Here is a 15633-nt window from a genome sequence, read left to right as displayed (position 1 = left end):
GCGTCGTGCCTCAAGTTCCGAGGGCATTGACCCAACCGGCTTCACCGTCCACAGCTTGCCAGTGTGGATGGGACGTCCGCGACAGAATGCTGTGTCGGTCACCCGGTGCCTTGCCTCTTCCGAAGGCGGCGGTCCACCCCTCCTCGCCGTCGGTCAATGTCCATCCATCGGCCGCAAAGGGGCGCTTCTTCCAAGCTGCCAGGTCTTGAGCGACCTGCTCTCGTGTGACAGCAGAGGGCGCATAATGTGTCGCAACGCCGATTTCGTCGTTGGTAACTTCGAAGGTAGTGGATGCGCCGGCGATGGCCGGCCCGAGCGCTGCCGCGGTCACAATAAGTGAAGTGATTGATTTACGAGTGCGCATAAATAGTCCTTGGGTTCTGAGTTCAACGGCGTGGTCGTCTTACAAGCTGGACTCTACGCGGGCTGTCCTGACATGACCCGGACTGCCTGATTACATTTATGCAATGAATTGGGGTGGACTATGCGTATTCTGGTCATCGAAGATGAGCGCAAGCTCGCGCACTATCTTCAGAAGGGATTGAGGGAACACAACTACGTCGTCGACGTTTCACTGGACGGGACAGACGGCAGGCATGCTGCACTGGAGAACAGCTACGACCTGATAGTGCTGGATGTCATGCTTCCCGGTATCGACGGGTTCGGTATCTTGAGCGACCTGCGCCGGGTTAAGGACACGCCTGTGCTCATGTTGACGGCGCGCGATAAGGTGGAAGACCGCGTTCGAGGTTTGGAGGGTGGAGCGGACGACTACCTTGTAAAGCCATTCGCGTTTTCGGAGCTCCTTGCTCGGATACAAGCATTGCTGCGCCGCGGCCGAGGGCAAGAATCCACGCTTTTGCGACTGGACGACTTAGAGTTGGATCTAGCCCGTCGCAAGGCTCACCGTGCGGGAGTCAGACTTGATTTGACCGCGAAAGAATTTTCCTTGCTCGCGCTGATGTTGCGCCGTCAGGGTGAGGTGCTGTCCAGGACAATGCTCGCGGAGCAGGTGTGGGATATGAATTTCGATGGCGACACAAACGTCATTGAAGTGGCGGTGCGCCGACTCCGCGCGAAGATTGATGACCCTTTCGAAAGAAAACTCCTTCACACCGTTCGTGGGATGGGCTACGTGCTAGAGGCGAGAGCATCGTGAGAGGCTGGCGCATACCGTCAATTGAAATCCGCCTCACGGTCCTGCTGGGCGTGATCGCTTTCGTCGTATCCTGCATCGCCGGCTATACCCTGTTCTGGGCACTTAAGCGGGAAGTGCAGCGCCAGGAGATGACTGAGGTGGCGGGAAAGTTGGAGCTAATAGACCATCTAATTGACATGCTCGATACGCCTCCGGACATGGAGCAATTTCGAGAGACTCTCGGCAATATCCTCGTCGGCCATGTCAATCTGAGGGTGTGGATCTTGGGCCGTGATGGAAAAGTTCTCTATGGCACCGACGCGCCTCCCGCGCTGCGGCAAGTGGGCGAGGACGAAGTGTGGCTAAAGACTCAGGACGGATGGGACATGCGAGGTTTGAGTCTGAAGATTGACAGTCCGGTTCTCAAAGACGCCAACCTGATCGTCGCGGTGAATATTCGGCCAAGCATGCAGTTCCTGTATGCGTTTGCAACTGCACTGATTCTCATCTGCGCACTGTGGGTCGGCGCTACGGTGGTGTTATCCGCCTGGGCGGTTCGGCGTTCGTTAGCGCCCATACGCCGGCTATCCGTCCAGGCCTCACGTATCCAGCCCGAGAACTTGGCGGTACGGCTTCCAGAGCGCGGGATCGACCGGGAGCTACGCGAATTCACGCACACGTTCAATAACACGCTGGATCGTTTGCAAGCCGCGTATCAGCAGATGGAGGGCTTCAACGCAGATGTAGCGCATGAGCTGCGTACTCCATTGGCGACGTTAATCAACGGTACCGAGGTTACACTTTCCTCGGCTCACTCCGTTGATGAGCTGAAGGATCTGCTCGCCTCAAACTTGGAAGAACTGCAGAGCCTGACGGCCCTTGTCAATGATATGTTGTTCCTTGCTCGTGCAGACGGCGGGGAGCTCGCTCAGGATCCGCAACAAGTCCAGCTGCTTGATGTAGCAACGCACGTCGTCGAGTACTACGAAGCGGCATTGGAGGAGGCCGGACTGTCGGTCACGATTCACGGTGGAGGGATGGTTCGAGCAAATCCGCGTTTGCTGCGCCGGGCCTTGGCGAACCTGTTAAGCAACGCCATAAAGGCGAGCCCAAGAGGTCTCAACATTGATATTTTCTGCCGCGGCAGTGGCAGCGAAGGCGAAATCAAGGTCCGCAACATGGGAACCCCCATCGAACCAGAGGCATTGCCGCGAATTTTTGATCGTTTCTTTCGGGCTGACAGCGCCCGCAGCGGGAGAGCGGAGGGACATGGGCTAGGTCTCGCGATCGTTGATGCAATAGCACGCATGCATGGTGGTACTGCGTTTGCGGCATCTAATCGAGGCGGCACAGAAGTGGGCATATCGATCGGCCATACAGCTAACATTACAAAAAAGTAATCTTTCTGACAGCTTGGGGTTGGGCGCGGCTATCTATAGTGCCAAATACTACCTTCCCATCTAAGCTCAGAGGATTGCGATGGCTAAGAAAAAGATATTGGCTAAAGCGGCCACAGCCGCAGCGGCGTTGATGATTTCCCTGGGTGCGGCGGCCTCTGGCGACCACGCCGGGGGGCATCGCGACGGCCATGACACGGCCGCGGTGATCGGCAAACCTGGTTCGTCCGACAAGGTGTCTCGAACGATCGACGTCAACATGACAGACGCCATGCGGTTCATGCCAAGCGACGTTGAGGTCAAGGCCGGCGAGACGGTTCGGTTCAACGTGACCAATTCGGGGAAGATTCGTCACGAAATGGTGTTGGGCACAGAAGCCAATCTCGATGCCCACTATCAGATGATGGTGAGCGATCCCCGTATGCGCCATGAGGAACCCAACTCAATTTCATTACCGTCCGGAAAGACGGGCGAAATCGTGTGGCAGTTCGACAAGGCAGGGCGAGTCGCGTTCGCATGCCTGGAGCCGGGCCACTATCCCGCAGGCATGAAAGGCGCAGTGTCGATCAAGTAACCAAGACCGGGGGCCTGGTTGGCCGCCCCGGGGAGATAGCGAATGACAAGTGCAGTTTCAAACCCACGCCGCCGCTTCGTTCAGGGCTTGGCTGCCGGAGGCACGTTGGCCAGCCTCGGTCTTTGGCGCACGCCCGTCTGGGCAGCCACCAACGCGTCGCAGAATACAGTTCTGTCTGGCACCGATTTTAAGTTGGAAATCGCGCAGACTCCAGCGAACCTCACGGGTGCGCCACGTATGGCCACAACGGTCAACGGGACACTGCCTGCTCCGACATTGCGCTGGCGTGAGGGCGATACTGTCACGCTACGCGTGACTAATCGCCTGAAAGAGGATACCTCGATTCACTGGCATGGAATCCTTCTTCCCACGGGCATGGATGGCGTGCCGGGGCTCAGCTTTCCTGGTATTCGTCCGGGGGAGACGTTTGACTACCAATTTCAAGTGCGCCAAAGCGGCACATATTGGTATCACAGCCATTCGGGCTTCCAAGAGCAAACCGGGCTGTACGGCGCGATCGTCATCGATCCTGAACGTCCCGACCCGGTAAGCGCAGATCGGGATCACGTCGTACTGCTTTCGGACTGGACCGACGAAGATCCGATGAGTGTCTTCCGCAAGCTGAAGGTGATGCCCGATTATTACAACTACATCCAACCATCGGTCGAGAGTCTCCGAGAGGACGCGAAGAGGGTCGGATGGAAGCAGGCATTGAATGAGCGTCTGATGTGGCAGCAGATGCGCATGAACAATACGGACCTCGCCGATGTGTCCGGCGCCACATATACCTTTCTGACGAATGGGAAATCGCCCGCTGGGAACTGGACTGGACTCTTCAGGCCAGGAGAGAAAGTGCGCCTCCGCTTTATTAACGGTTCGGCAATGACCTATTTTGATGTCCGGATCCCCGGTCTGAAAATGACGGTGGTGGCCGCTGACGGGCAGCCCGTCAGGCCGGTGGAGGTGGATGAGTTCCGGATCGCTGTCGCAGAGACCTTCGACGTTATTGTCGAACCGTCTGAAGACCGTGCCTACACCATCTTTTCGCAAGCTATGGATCGGTCTGGCTATGCGCGCGCGACGCTCGCCCCGCGCGAGGGAATGCAGGCGGAAGTTCCCGCATTAGACCGCGTGCAAGTCTTGACTATGATGGATATGGGCATGGCTCACGATATGCCTGGGATGGAGATGGGCAGCTCGAGTGGAGCCGCGATGGAGGGAATGGATCATTCCTCCATGGGAAGCACACCATCGTCAGGGCCAGGCGCTGTGGATCATGGTTCGATGCAGGGCATGGATCACACCGGCATGAGCGGCATGGGCGCAATGTCGGGAATGGCAGGAATGAACCATGGCGACAAGGGAAATGAAGGAGGTATGGTCGAGATCAAGCACCCCTATCCGGGAGAGCGCAGTCCAGCCAATACGATGCCCCCCGACGTCGTCTCGACGAGATTGGACGACCCGGGCCCTGGCTTGCGCGATAACGGCCGCAGGGTTCTGACATATGCCGATCTCCATTCCGTGATGGAGCCGGCGGACAATCGAAATCCCACGCGGGAGATCGAGCTCCATCTGACGGGCAACATGGAGCGCTACATGTGGTCATTCAACGGTCTTAAGTTCACTGAGACAAAGCCCATTGTGCTGAAGTTTGGAGAGCGGGTCCGCTTTGTTTTGGTCAATGACACCATGATGACTCATCCCATTCATCTGCACGGATTGTGGAGCGACATGGAGTCCCCAGATGGGAAGTTCCAAGTCCGCAAGCACACAATAAGCTTGAATCCTGCGCAGCGGATCACCTACCGAGTGAGTGCCGACGCCCGAGGAAACTGGGCATATCACTGTCATCTTCTCTTTCATATGGAAGCTGGCATGTTCCGTGCAGTGGTCGTGGAGTGAAGGCAAAATGACAAACCATAGACGTACGAAAAATTGGCTCGCGGCGATTGCGGGAGGGGCAGTTCTGGCGGTCACTGGTGGGTTAGCTATTGCTCAAACGAATCCCGGTGCGATGCCTGGTATGGACCACGGTTCGATGGATGGCATGAACCACGGTTCGGCGGAAGGCTCTAGCCAGGATTCGGTGAAAGGCATGGACCATGGCTCGATGAAGGACATGAGCCAGGATTCGATGAAAGGCATGGATCATGGCTCGATGAAGGGCATGAACCAGGATTCGATGAAAGGCATGGATCATGGCTCGATGAAGGGCATGAACCAGGATTCGATGAAAGGCATGGATCATGGCTCGATGAAGGGCATGAGCCAGGATTCGATGAAGGGCATGAGCCAGGATTCGATGAAAGGCATGGATCATGGCTCGATGAAGGGCATGAGCCAGGATTCGATGAAGGACATGAGCCAGGATTCGATGAAAGGCATGGATCATGGCTCGATGAAGGGCATGAACCAGGATTCGATGAAAGGCATGGATCATGGCTCGATGAAGGGCATGAACCAGGATTCGATGAAAGGCATGGATCATGGCTCGATGAAGGGCATGAGCCAGGATTCGATGAAGGGCATGAGCCAGGATTCGATGAAAGGCATGGATCATGGCTCGATGAAGGGCATGAGCCAGGATTCGATGAAGGACATGAGCCAGGATTCGATGAAAGGCATGGATCATGGCTCGATGAAGGGCATGAACCAGGATTCGATGAAAGGCATGGATCATGGCTCGATGAAGGGCATGAGCCAGGATTCGATGAATGGCATGGACCGCGGCTCGATACAGAACATGTCGGGGGGAGCGAATTCAGGCGCAGTGCCGGTTGGAACCTTACCCACAAGCGACGGCACAACGGAACAACGATATTCCGCTTACGACATCTATCCACACATGATGGACAACATGATCACGAGCCATCTGCTTTTTGACAAACTAGGGATGGCATATGACAGAGATGGCAACACGGGTCTTCAATGGGACGGCCAGTTCTGGGTTGGGCGTGATCTGAATAAGCTCTGGATAAAGAGTGAAGGCGATCGGGTCAATGGCAACACTGACGGAAAGATCGAGGCGTTCTGGAGTCACACCGTTTCGCCATTCTGGGATCTACAGTTGGGCGCGCGGCGCGATTTCGGCACTGGTCCTAAGCGCAACTGGGCCGCGATCGGAGTTCAGGGCGTGGCTCCCTATAACATCGAGACGGAAATAACGGGTTATGTGGGAGGTTCTGGACGAACCGCGCTCGCGCTGAAGGCTGAATACGATCTGCTGCTTACACAACGCCTAATCCTGACTCCAGAGATCGAAGCCAGTGTGTACGGAAAGGACGACAAGGCGCGAGGTATCGGTGCGGGCTTGTCGGATGCCTCGTTCTCTTTGCGCTTGCGCTATGAGGTGACCCGCGAAGTTGCACCGTACATCGGTGTTTCGTTCGGACGAAAGTTCGGAAAGACGGCGAGCTATGCGAGCGAAGAGGGAGAAAGCCGGTCTGAGCGCGCGATCTTGGCTGGGGTTCGCATCTGGTTTTAGCGTCTAGCGCCGCCCAACGCATCTTGTCGGTACCCATGTCGAGCTAGCTCTCTTAGCAACGACACGCCGGCCTTGGGAATGAGTCTAATCAACTCGTGGTGCGAGTTGGATGGGATCCGAGCCGAGCAACCGACGACAGTTTGACACTTCCTACATCCCCCATGGCCAGGGCGGAACGCCGCTCCAACCTATCGGGTGGTGTTCGTGCCGTGATATTAATCCGCAGTGCATTTTAGGACCTCACAATGCCAACCTTTTTCGCAACAATTCGCGCCACAGTGGCTATGGCCGCCATGCTCGCCAGCGCCGCGGCCATCGCTCATCCGAAGTTGCTTTCTTCCTCGCCCAGCGACAAGGCCGAGGTGACGGCACCGCCGAAGATCGAGCTGAAATTCTCGGAAAATCTGACAACGCAATTCTCCGGAGCGACGCTAGTCATGACCGGTATGCCCGGTATGGCGAACCACGGGCCGATGAAGGTGAACGCCAAAATCTCAGGTAGCGATGACCCGAAGGCTATGATCATCACGCCGGTGCAAGCGCTTGCGCCTGGCAACTACCGAGTGGATTGGCGTGCGGTGTCCTCCGATACGCATCCCGTCACCGGCAGTATCGCGTTTACCGTCAAGTGATTCCTGAATGGACTGGCCGACTGTCCTCGTGCGTTTCGCACTCTATCTTGACCTTGCCATGTTGTTTGGGCTGCCGCTGTTCAGTATGTACGCGCTACGCCAAGGAGAAATCGCCTCGTCAACGGGTGCGCGCTTCTTAGCGGTTAGCACGGCGCTCGCTGCTCTGGGCATCATCCTGTCGCTGGCCAATATTGCCATAATGGCCAAAAGCATGACCGGCGCCACATCCTATGCAGAGCTTCAAAGCCACGTCTTCGAAATGATCGTGACAGGCACTGACTTTGGCGCGGCATGGGTGGCTCGATTGGGTGCGTTGATGCTTTGCGTGCTAGTGGGAGTACTTGCTCGCACGCAACAAAGGGTCCGACTGGGCGTTTTCTCGATAGCCGGTGGCATCGCGCTGTCCACACTCGCTTGGGGCGGGCATGGTGCCATGGACGAAGGCTTTAGGCGCTACGTTCACCTCACATCGGACATCGTGCATTTGATCGCTGCCGGCGCTTGGGCGGGCGCGCTTCTCGCGTTCCTCCTGTTATCTCAGCCGACAGCCACGTCCGGCAACGTTGCCTTATTGAACCGCACTTCAAACGGCTTTGCCCAAGTGGGCACAGCCATCGTGCTGACGCTTGCCATTACGGGCGGGGTCAACTATTTGTTGATCGTCGGTGCTTCGCTACCCGATATGTCGTTGACATCCTACGGTGGTCTGCTTGTTGCAAAGCTTGGCTTATTTGGCACGATGCTTGCACTGGCTGCCGCTAATCGCTTCTATCTAAGTCCGCGTCTGGAGCACGCCGTCCGAACGGGCGATCATGCGATAGCAGTTCTTACGTTACGTCGTAGCCTCATGTTCGAGAGTAGTGCTGCCACTCTCATCCTGCTTCTTGTTGCAGCATTGGGGATCCTGTCACCATCGCCCATGTCGTGATGACTTCTTGGACTCTAGTGCATTTTCTATACCGCCAACCCGAAAAATTTGATGCGAACAGAAAGCCACACCGCCAATCTTCTGCGTAGAGCCCTATTGGTGACGATCGTCTTGTCTCCCATCCCCTTGATGGCCCAACCGAAGACGCTCATCGAAGTCTGGAAGACGCCCACTTGCGGCTGCTGCAAAGACTGGGTGAGCCATCTCGAAGCCAATGGCTTTGAAGTGACCACTCATGACGTTAGCGATACCTCGTCTGTACGGCAACGTAACCGCATTCCGGACGCGTTCGGCTCCTGCCATTCCGCAGTCGTTGGAGAATATGCTCTGGAGGGGCACGTCCCGGCCAGGGAGATCGCTCGACTACTGAAGGAGAAGTCAAGCGCAGTCGGACTGGCGGTTCCGGGCATGCCTCTGGGCTCGCCAGGAATGGATGGCCCGGACTACGGAGGAAGGCGCATGGCCTATGACGTGCTTCTCGTCCTGCCCTCAGGGAAGGCAGAAGTCTATCAGTCCTACACGTAGCGCAAGGCTGCCGGCATCTCAAGACTGAACCGATTGCTCAGATCGTGGCCTTTCGAAGCAACCCCCTAAATAAGGGATTGACCTTCCGGCAATGGGAAGGCCTATGCTGTAAATCTACGCCATCCTAGCGAGGACTGTCATGGCAAAGCCTACCAAGCCGCCAGGTGGTGTTGGTGATCATTCCGGGCATTCGTCCATGGGCGAGCCTAGCCGCCACGCATGTCACCGAGACCGCGCCGACCAGCCTATTGATGGGGCAAGTCGAGGGGATCATGCAACGGGAGGGCGACATGTGCCCCATGCCCAGCCCACAGAGCATGACGCGACGCATGGTGCCCCGCCGGCACCTGGGAAAATTGCCGCGGAGTACACATGCCCCATGCATCCACAAATCCGACGAGCCGGCCCGGGCAGCTGCCCCATCTGCGGCATGGCACTCGAACCCGTAACGGTCTCTTTGGATGATGAGCAGGACGGCCATGAGCTGTGTGACTTCAATCGTCGGTTTTGGATAGGCCTTCTGCTCACCTTGCCGGTATTTGTTCTGGAAATGGGTGGACACCTCTTCAACCTGCACCGATTCATCGGCCCGCAAACGTCCAACTGGATACAACTTATCTTCGCGACCCCCGTCGTGTTGTGGGCAGGCTGGCCATTCTTTTCGAAGGCATGGCAATCGATCACGAATCGCAGTCTGAACATGTTCACACTGATCGCACTGGGAACAGGCGTAGCTTGGGTGTACAGCATCGTTGCCACTTTCATACCGCAACGGTTCCCGGAGGCCTTCCGTCCACAAGGTGCGGTGGCCGTCTACTTTGAGGCCGCGGCGGTGATTACGGTTTTGGTTTTGCTCGGCCAAGTCCTCGAGCTTCGTGCTCGCGAAAGAACTTCTGGTGCGATTAAGGCGTTGCTGAGTCTTGCGCCGAAAACGGCAGTAAGAGTCAGTCCGAATGGTCAAGATGAGACTGTAGATCTCCAATCCGTGCAGGTGGGGGATAACCTGCGCGTACGCCCGGGAGAGAAGGTGCCTGTGGATGGCGAGGTCGTCGAAGGGCGATGCACGGTTGACGAGTCGATGGTGACAGGTGAGCCTATTCCGGTGGCGAAAACACCGGGCTCCCGTGTGACAGGGGGGACAATGAATCAGACCGGCAGTTTTGTCATGCGTGCCGACCGTGTGGGTGCGGACACTTTGCTAGCTCGGATTGTTCAAATGGTAGGCGCGGCGCAGCGAAGTCGCGCTCCGGTCCAGCGATTGGTCGATCAAGTGGCCGGCTGGTTTGTGCCTGCCGTCATCCTCGCGGCTGTACTTGCATTCGGAGCATGGATGCTGTGGGGGCCGACGCCCGCCTTCACCTATGCGCTGATAGCAATGGTCTCCGTTCTGATCATCGCGTGTCCGTGCGCGCTCGGGTTGGCAACTCCTATGTCCATCATGGTCGGTGTCGGCCGCGCCGCCCAAAGCGGGGTACTCATCAGGGACGCGGAGGTACTGGAGCATATGCAGAAAGTGGACCTCGTTATCGTCGACAAGACAGGTACTCTAACGGAAGGCAAGCCATCAGTTACAGAGGTAGTGCCGGTCGAGGCGATAGACCGGGCCGACCTACTTCAGGCACTCGCCAGTGTGGAGCGCGCAAGCGAGCACCCCCTTGCTGCAGCCATCGTCGGCGCTGCGGAGAACGAGGGAATCCAGCTGTTGCCGGTGACCGATTTCGACTCCCCTGTGGGGAAAGGAGTGATTGGGCTGGTGGCTGGGCGCCGAGTAGTGTGCGGTAGTGCCCGCTTCTTAGAGGAGCAAGGGGTGGACGTGCCCGCCGAGCGCCACGGAGAGGCTATTCGAGAAAAAGGAGCCACCGTTATCTACGTAGGCTTGGATGGCCAATACGCAGGATTAGTCGGCATCGCAGACCCCATCAAGTCGACCACGCCGCAGGCAATCAAGGCCCTTCATCAGGCAGGAATCAAGGTGGTAATGCTGACGGGAGACAACAAGACGACGGCCCAAGCCGTTGCGAGGCATTTGGGAATTGACGAAGCAGTCGGGGAGGTGCTGCCAGAGGACAAAGGGGCGGCTGTGCGGCGGTATCAGGAAAAAGGCCACACCGTCGCGATGGCAGGTGACGGCGTGAATGATGCGCCTGCACTTGCCGCGGCGAACGTCGGCATTGCCATGGGAACCGGCACGGATGTCGCCATGGAAAGTTCCGGCGTCACGCTACTTCACGGCGATCTCATGGGCATCGTCCGAGCACGCCATGCTTCCAAAGCGACGATGCGGAATATCAAACAAAACCTCTTTTTCGCATTCGTCTATAACGCTGCAGGAATTCCCGTTGCAGCTGGCGTTCTTTATCCGGTCTTCGGAATATTGCTCTCGCCCATTATTGCTGCAGCGGCCATGGCCTTGTCTTCGGTGAGTGTAATTGGAAACTCGCTGCGACTAAGGTCTGTAGACCTGGATGCATAGCAGTCCCGGGCTCAAGGTCTAGCCAGGTGCGGAATCGCTTGCGGGCGGTGACCGCGAGGCGCGTGCGGTAACTGGTCCTCAGTGAGCCTAGGAAGCTAGCCTCGCTGCGCGGGGCGACATTACGCAAATGTAATGAAACAGAATACAGCGTTGGGCTCTGCGGGCTGGGTTGAGTTCGCCCGTTCCGTCCTCTGCGCTTAAGCAGCGACGTTACGGGGGATGCGGCATGAAACGTGCTGCCCGGTATGTGGGCGCTAACGCCCCATTCCATAGGAGATCTCCATGAACTCGACTCAATATGAAACCTGTATCCGCGAATGCTATAGCTGCGCCCAGGCGTGCGACCAATGCTTCGCCGCTTGCCTAACAGAAGAAGACGCAACGAAGATGGCAAGATGCGTAAAGCTTGACGCTGATTGCTCGGAAGTATGCAGGCTAGCTGCGGCATATATGGCCCGAAGTAGCGAATTCGCTCGCCCACTATGTGACCTTTGCGCGAAAGTATGTGAGGAGTGTGGCCAGGAATGCGCAAAATTCCAGAGTAGCCACTGTCAACATTGCGCGAGCATGTGCAAAGATTGTGCCCAGGCCTGCCGTGCCATGGCGTAGTCGGCGTGCTGCAATCCGCTGAGGCGAGGGCGAGGGCCAGCCCCAGGCCCTCGCTCGATCTGTGTAAAACCGCGAAAAATGCAGGCATCTCGCCGTTCCACCGATCCAATAGACACCGGGCATCTGTGCCCTAAGCCCACCACTCGATGGCGCTGCCTGGAGGGCTGCGTAATCCCCTCGGTCGGCATCCGACAAGGAGTGTGGCTTTTTAGGGTAATATAGCCACCTATACTATGTGAATTGAGCGACATGGCACATACCGTCCGACAGAAAAAGAGGCTTATTGCGCGGGTTCGCCGCATCCGTGGGCAAATGGAAGGCTTGGAGCGTGCTCTGGAGGCGGACGCTGCTTGCGCTGAAGTTCTACGCCAACTCGCCTCAGCGCGCGGAGCGTTGAACGGGTTGACGGCAGAGGTGATGGAGGGGCATCTTGAGGAGCATGTGGTGCATGCCGCCTCTGAGGCGGATCGCAGCCAAGGCGCCCAGGAAATGATGGAAGTCATTCGCGCCTATATGAAGTAGTCGGCCGCCACATCCACGGGTTACAGATGAACAACTCAAGCCTTGCCCACGACCACATTTTTCTGGGTCAAAATCACGAACGCAATGAACGCCGGGTTTGGCTTGTCATTGCGATAACCGCGAGCATGATGCTCATTGAGATCGTCGCAGGGAATTTGTATGGCTCGATGGCACTTGTCGCCGACGGTTGGCACATGTCGACACACGCTGGCGCCATGCTTATCACCGTGTTGGCATATGGCTACGCGCGACGCCACGCAACAGACCGCCGGTTCACCTTCGGCACCGGCAAGCTAGGTGACCTGGCCGGCTTTGCCAGCGCCGTAGCGCTTGCGCTGATCGCCGTGCTCATTGGCTGGGAAGGCGTTGTGCGTCTAGCCAATCCCGTTCCCATTAGCTTCAACCAGGCCCTCGCGGTGGCTATCGTGGGTTTGGTGGTGAATCTAGTGTCGGCATGGCTCCTCAACGACGCCCCTTCCCATCATCATGACCACGGTCACCACCATGATCACCATTCCGATCACAGCTCAAGTGCCAAGGACAACAATCTTCGCGCTGCCTATTTTCATGTCCTGGCGGACGCTCTGACTTCGGTACTTGCCATTGTTGCGTTGGCCCTAGGCCGCAGCTACGGATGGCTGTGGGCTGATCCAGTCATGGGTGTAATCGGTGCGTTGGTTATCTTGCGCTGGTCGTGGCGACTAATCCGTGAGTCCGGCAACGTGCTTCTGGATGCCACTACCGAGGGGGCCAAGGTGCACGAGGAGATCGGCGAGGCGCTAGCAGGGAGCGAAGATACGATTGCGGATCTGCATGTTTGGCAGATTGGTCCTGGTCACTTTTCCGCTATCGTCTCGCTTGCGACTCAGAGTCCCAAGGACAGTTCGTTCTATAAGGCCAAACTGTCGCACATTCACGAACTTTCACATCTGACTGTCGAAACACAAGCTATCAAGTAGCTAAGGGCAGAGAGGCGGCGCGACCCGTGCACTCCGTCTAGCCCCTTGGGCGACGCGCAACGAGTCTCTATCGTACGACGACGGGTCCAATCTTTAGTTTGTGTGTTGGTCAGTGCTCCGAAATGGATTACGAGACCGGGGCGAGGAGTCTGGTCGCCGGCGCGCTGGCATCCCCCGATTACTTGCTTGGCCTCGAGATCGCTCTTCAATCGCCGCCTTGGAGCGCGGTTCGCTTCCCCGGCCAAAAAAACATTCCCGCCGCCGCAATTCTGATGACGAAAGTGCCTACAGGCATCCACGGCCGCGGAGCATGCCCGAGCGGACCTACGCATCCGCGGCGAGCTGTCCGCATGAGTGCAGCTTTGTTGCTGCAAATGATTGCTTCTTGCCGAAGTTCGCCATTTTCAGCTGTCCGCTTCTGGCCGGCAAGCGACCGTTCGCCGGCCCGGGATGCATCAACCTCAGTTTGCTCTGCCATCTCAACGGCATCGTTAGCTCGATCCCGAGGTAACGAACCCTGCGTTCAAGCTTCGTTCGCCCAAGCAGCAGCTATACCGCTGGAAGATTCTTCGTCCTGAGGTACATCAGCGAAGGAATTATGCGAAGTTTGATTGAAAGCTCTGAGTGAAACGAATTTCAGATGCCCATCGCCATGACCCAGCCTGCCAAGCCAGCCAGCAGCACCACGAGCGCTGGCGGCACGCGCCCCACTGTGAGCAGCCCGAACGAGAGCAACGCCAACCCGAAGTCCGCCTTGCCGTGGATGGCGCTTGTCCACACCGGGTCATATAAGGCCGATACCAGGATACCAACCACGCCGGCGTTGATGCCCGCCATGGTCGTCTGAATACCCGCCCGGTGGCGAAGCGCCGCCCAGAACGGCAATGCGCCGACCAGCATGAGGAAGGCTGGGAGGAATATGGTGCCCAGCAGAGCCAGGCCGCCAATCCAGCCATGCAGCGGGCCGTGGGCTATTGCGCCAAGATACGCCGAAAAAGTGAACAGCGGTCCCGGCACGGCCTGGGCTGCGCCATAGCCAGCTAGGAAGTCTGCGTTGCTGACGATGCCGCTGGGCACCACGGTGGCTTGCAGCAGCGGCAGCACAACGTGCCCACCGCCGAAGACTAGCGCACCGGAACGGTACACCCCATCCAGCAGCGCTATCGTGGACGATCCCGTGGCTGCTGCCCATAGGGGCAGCAAGACAAGCGGTGTTGCAAACAGAAGCAGCGCAATGACGCCCAGTCTGCGCGCGACCGGGTAGCTGTGAGCTTGGCCACCGCCAGGTTGTGAAATCTTCAGCGTCCACCAGCCCAGCAGTCCTGCCAACAAGATCGCGACAATCTGTCCCGCTGCTGAGGGTAGGATCATGGTCAGCAGTGCCGCCAGAATGGCCAGGGCAGCGCGTGGCCGGTCAGGGCACAACGACTTGGCCATGCCCCACACCGCCTGAGCTACGATGGCCACGGCGACTACCTTGAGACCATGCACCCACCCGGACTGGGCTAGTCCCTGGTACTCAGCGATGCCGAAGGCAAACAGGATTAGCGCGATGGCCGATGGCAAAGTGAACCCTGCCCACGCCGCCAGCAAGCCCAACCAGCCAGCGCGACCCAGCCCAAGCGCCATGCCCACCTGGCTGCTGGCCGGACCCGGAAGAAACTGGCACAAGGCGACCAGATCGGAATAGCTGCGGTCATCCAGCCAGCGGCGGCGCTCGACAAACTCCGAGCGGAAATAACCCAGATGCGCGATCGGCCCACCGAAGGAGGTCAATCCCAGTTTAAGGAAGGCGCCGAAGACTTCAACGGGTGAACCGCGCGTAGCTACAGCTTCGTGCTGTACGGTGTTGGTGGAGCCTGTCATTTGTGCATTGCCTCCCCGGTGAACTCCCGGATGCGTTCCTTGGCCAGCGCCAAGCCTTCCTTGCCCTTGGGCGTGATCGTGTAGAGCTTTCGCACGGTGCGTCCGTCGCGCTCCTGGCGCGAAACTAGGTATCCGTCGCGCTCCATCTTGTGAAGCATCGGGTACAGCGTTCCGGGAGAAAGTCGGTAGCCGTGGTGGGCCAGTTCGTCAATCATCCACTGCCCATAGATCTCCTGCGCGGCTGCGTGGTGCAGCACGTGCAGGCGGATCAGCCCCGATAGCAGATCGTGGTGCTCCATGGCGCGAGGTGTTGAGTTCTCTTTCATATCGAGTTTCGATAACGAAATTCGATCATAGCACTTGCACCAAGATTCTAGGTTGGTCCAGCTGTTCCGTCTTGAAGGGCAGTTATTGGCTGTGGATGAAACCGGTCGTTGCAACAGCTTGGTTAAATCGCTCGGCCGATGACGACCCTGAGCCGACGTTGGGCCCCATTCCCCCAATCGGTCATTGATTCAAAAAC

Annotated in this window: 15 protein-coding genes; 12 read left to right on the top strand and 3 right to left on the bottom strand. The window is 57.7% G+C overall.

Annotation, left to right across the window (positions count from 1 at the left end; all coding sequences use genetic code 11):
- Nucleotides 1-10 precede the first annotated feature (10 nt).
- A complete protein-coding gene (locus BXA00_RS28645; RefSeq protein WP_076515692.1) occupies nucleotides 11-364 on the bottom strand; it encodes a DUF4148 domain-containing protein in 354 nt (117 codons plus the stop codon).
- 120 nt (nucleotides 365-484) lie between these two features.
- Between BXA00_RS28645 and BXA00_RS01725 the strand changes: the two genes are divergently transcribed.
- From BXA00_RS01725 to dmeF, 12 genes are all read left to right on the top strand, one after another.
- Nucleotides 485-1159: a heavy metal response regulator transcription factor gene (locus BXA00_RS01725; RefSeq protein ID WP_076515690.1), complete on the top strand. Its 675-nt coding sequence runs from the start codon at nucleotides 485-487 to the stop codon at nucleotides 1157-1159.
- Nucleotides 1156-2538: a heavy metal sensor histidine kinase gene (locus BXA00_RS01720; RefSeq protein ID WP_076515688.1), complete on the top strand. Its 1383-nt coding sequence runs from the start codon at nucleotides 1156-1158 to the stop codon at nucleotides 2536-2538. Before BXA00_RS01725 ends, BXA00_RS01720 begins: the two co-directional genes overlap by 4 nt.
- Before the next feature lie 79 nt (nucleotides 2539-2617).
- Entirely contained in the window at nucleotides 2618-3109 is a 492-nt protein-coding gene (locus BXA00_RS01715) for a plastocyanin/azurin family copper-binding protein (protein WP_076515686.1), read from the top strand.
- A 42-nt stretch (nucleotides 3110-3151) separates the two neighbouring features.
- Nucleotides 3152-5014 (top strand): copper resistance system multicopper oxidase, encoded by a 1863-nt coding sequence (locus BXA00_RS01710; RefSeq protein ID WP_076515684.1) that lies wholly within the window; start codon nucleotides 3152-3154, stop codon nucleotides 5012-5014.
- Nucleotides 5015-5774: 760 nt separating this feature from the next.
- Complete coding sequence (locus BXA00_RS01705; protein ID WP_231952258.1) at nucleotides 5775-6596, top strand: copper resistance protein B; 822 nt, start codon at nucleotides 5775-5777, stop codon at nucleotides 6594-6596.
- Nucleotides 6597-6841: 245 nt separating this feature from the next.
- Nucleotides 6842-7228 carry a copper homeostasis periplasmic binding protein CopC gene (gene copC, locus BXA00_RS01700; RefSeq protein WP_076515683.1) on the top strand — a complete coding sequence of 129 codons (387 nt, stop codon included), beginning with the start codon at nucleotides 6842-6844 and terminating at the stop codon, nucleotides 7226-7228.
- A gap of 7 nt (nucleotides 7229-7235) precedes the next feature.
- Nucleotides 7236-8156: a copper homeostasis membrane protein CopD gene (gene copD / locus BXA00_RS01695; protein WP_076515681.1), complete on the top strand. Its 921-nt coding sequence runs from the start codon at nucleotides 7236-7238 to the stop codon at nucleotides 8154-8156.
- A gap of 51 nt (nucleotides 8157-8207) precedes the next feature.
- Nucleotides 8208-8681: a DUF411 domain-containing protein gene (locus BXA00_RS01690; RefSeq protein WP_076515680.1), complete on the top strand. Its 474-nt coding sequence runs from the start codon at nucleotides 8208-8210 to the stop codon at nucleotides 8679-8681.
- A gap of 196 nt (nucleotides 8682-8877) precedes the next feature.
- Complete coding sequence (locus BXA00_RS01685; RefSeq protein WP_369825608.1) at nucleotides 8878-11154, top strand: copper-translocating P-type ATPase; 2277 nt, start codon at nucleotides 8878-8880, stop codon at nucleotides 11152-11154.
- Between the two features lie 282 nt (nucleotides 11155-11436).
- Nucleotides 11437-11763 carry a four-helix bundle copper-binding protein gene (locus tag BXA00_RS01680; RefSeq protein WP_076515677.1) on the top strand — a complete coding sequence of 109 codons (327 nt, stop codon included), beginning with the start codon at nucleotides 11437-11439 and terminating at the stop codon, nucleotides 11761-11763.
- Between the two features lie 249 nt (nucleotides 11764-12012).
- A complete protein-coding gene (locus BXA00_RS01675; RefSeq protein WP_076515675.1) occupies nucleotides 12013-12285 on the top strand; it encodes a metal/formaldehyde-sensitive transcriptional repressor in 273 nt (90 codons plus the stop codon).
- Between the two features lie 26 nt (nucleotides 12286-12311).
- Nucleotides 12312-13244 (top strand): CDF family Co(II)/Ni(II) efflux transporter DmeF, encoded by a 933-nt coding sequence (gene dmeF / locus BXA00_RS01670; RefSeq protein WP_076515674.1) that lies wholly within the window; start codon nucleotides 12312-12314, stop codon nucleotides 13242-13244.
- Nucleotides 13245-13880: 636 nt separating this feature from the next.
- On the opposite strand, the gene chrA is transcribed toward dmeF, so the two are convergent.
- Both chrA and BXA00_RS01660 read right to left on the bottom strand, forming a co-directional pair.
- Nucleotides 13881-15110, bottom strand: a complete 1230-nt coding sequence (gene chrA / locus BXA00_RS01665) for a chromate efflux transporter (RefSeq protein WP_076515673.1) — start codon at nucleotides 15108-15110, stop codon at nucleotides 13881-13883.
- Nucleotides 15107-15409, bottom strand: coding sequence for a PadR family transcriptional regulator (locus BXA00_RS01660; protein ID WP_006224629.1), 303 nt, complete (start codon nucleotides 15407-15409; stop codon nucleotides 15107-15109). Before BXA00_RS01660 ends, chrA begins: the two co-directional genes overlap by 4 nt.
- Nucleotides 15410-15633 lie beyond the last annotated feature (224 nt).

Source organism: Achromobacter sp. MFA1 R4, assembly GCF_900156745.1.
Taxonomy (GTDB): domain Bacteria; phylum Pseudomonadota; class Gammaproteobacteria; order Burkholderiales; family Burkholderiaceae_B; genus Achromobacter.
Note: the sequence above shows the minus strand (reverse complement) of the source record. Positions and strands in the feature narration are given on the sequence as shown.

Excerpts from the sequence above, each read along its gene's own strand:
- BXA00_RS01675 (WP_076515675.1), top strand. The coding sequence starts at position 12,013 with ATGGCACATACCGTCCGACAGAAAAAGAGGCTTATTGCGCGGGTTCGC.
- BXA00_RS01690 (WP_076515680.1), top strand. The coding sequence starts at position 8,208 with ATGCGAACAGAAAGCCACACCGCCAATCTTCTGCGTAGAGCCCTATTG.
- BXA00_RS01725 (WP_076515690.1), top strand. The coding sequence starts at position 485 with ATGCGTATTCTGGTCATCGAAGATGAGCGCAAGCTCGCGCACTATCTT.
- BXA00_RS01710 (WP_076515684.1), top strand. The coding sequence starts at position 3,152 with ATGACAAGTGCAGTTTCAAACCCACGCCGCCGCTTCGTTCAGGGCTTG.
- BXA00_RS01660 (WP_006224629.1), bottom strand. The coding sequence starts at position 15,409 with ATGGAGCACCACGATCTGCTATCGGGGCTGATCCGCCTGCACGTGCTG.
- BXA00_RS01715 (WP_076515686.1), top strand. The coding sequence starts at position 2,618 with ATGGCTAAGAAAAAGATATTGGCTAAAGCGGCCACAGCCGCAGCGGCG.
- copD (WP_076515681.1), top strand. The coding sequence starts at position 7,236 with ATGGACTGGCCGACTGTCCTCGTGCGTTTCGCACTCTATCTTGACCTT.
- chrA (WP_076515673.1), bottom strand. The coding sequence starts at position 15,110 with ATGACAGGCTCCACCAACACCGTACAGCACGAAGCTGTAGCTACGCGC.
- BXA00_RS01705 (WP_231952258.1), top strand. The coding sequence starts at position 5,775 with ATGAAAGGCATGGATCATGGCTCGATGAAGGGCATGAGCCAGGATTCG.
- BXA00_RS28645 (WP_076515692.1), bottom strand. The coding sequence starts at position 364 with ATGCGCACTCGTAAATCAATCACTTCACTTATTGTGACCGCGGCAGCG.
- BXA00_RS01685 (WP_369825608.1), top strand. The coding sequence starts at position 8,878 with ATGGGCGAGCCTAGCCGCCACGCATGTCACCGAGACCGCGCCGACCAG.
- copC (WP_076515683.1), top strand. The coding sequence starts at position 6,842 with ATGCCAACCTTTTTCGCAACAATTCGCGCCACAGTGGCTATGGCCGCC.
- dmeF (WP_076515674.1), top strand. The coding sequence starts at position 12,312 with ATGAACAACTCAAGCCTTGCCCACGACCACATTTTTCTGGGTCAAAAT.
- BXA00_RS01680 (WP_076515677.1), top strand. The coding sequence starts at position 11,437 with ATGAACTCGACTCAATATGAAACCTGTATCCGCGAATGCTATAGCTGC.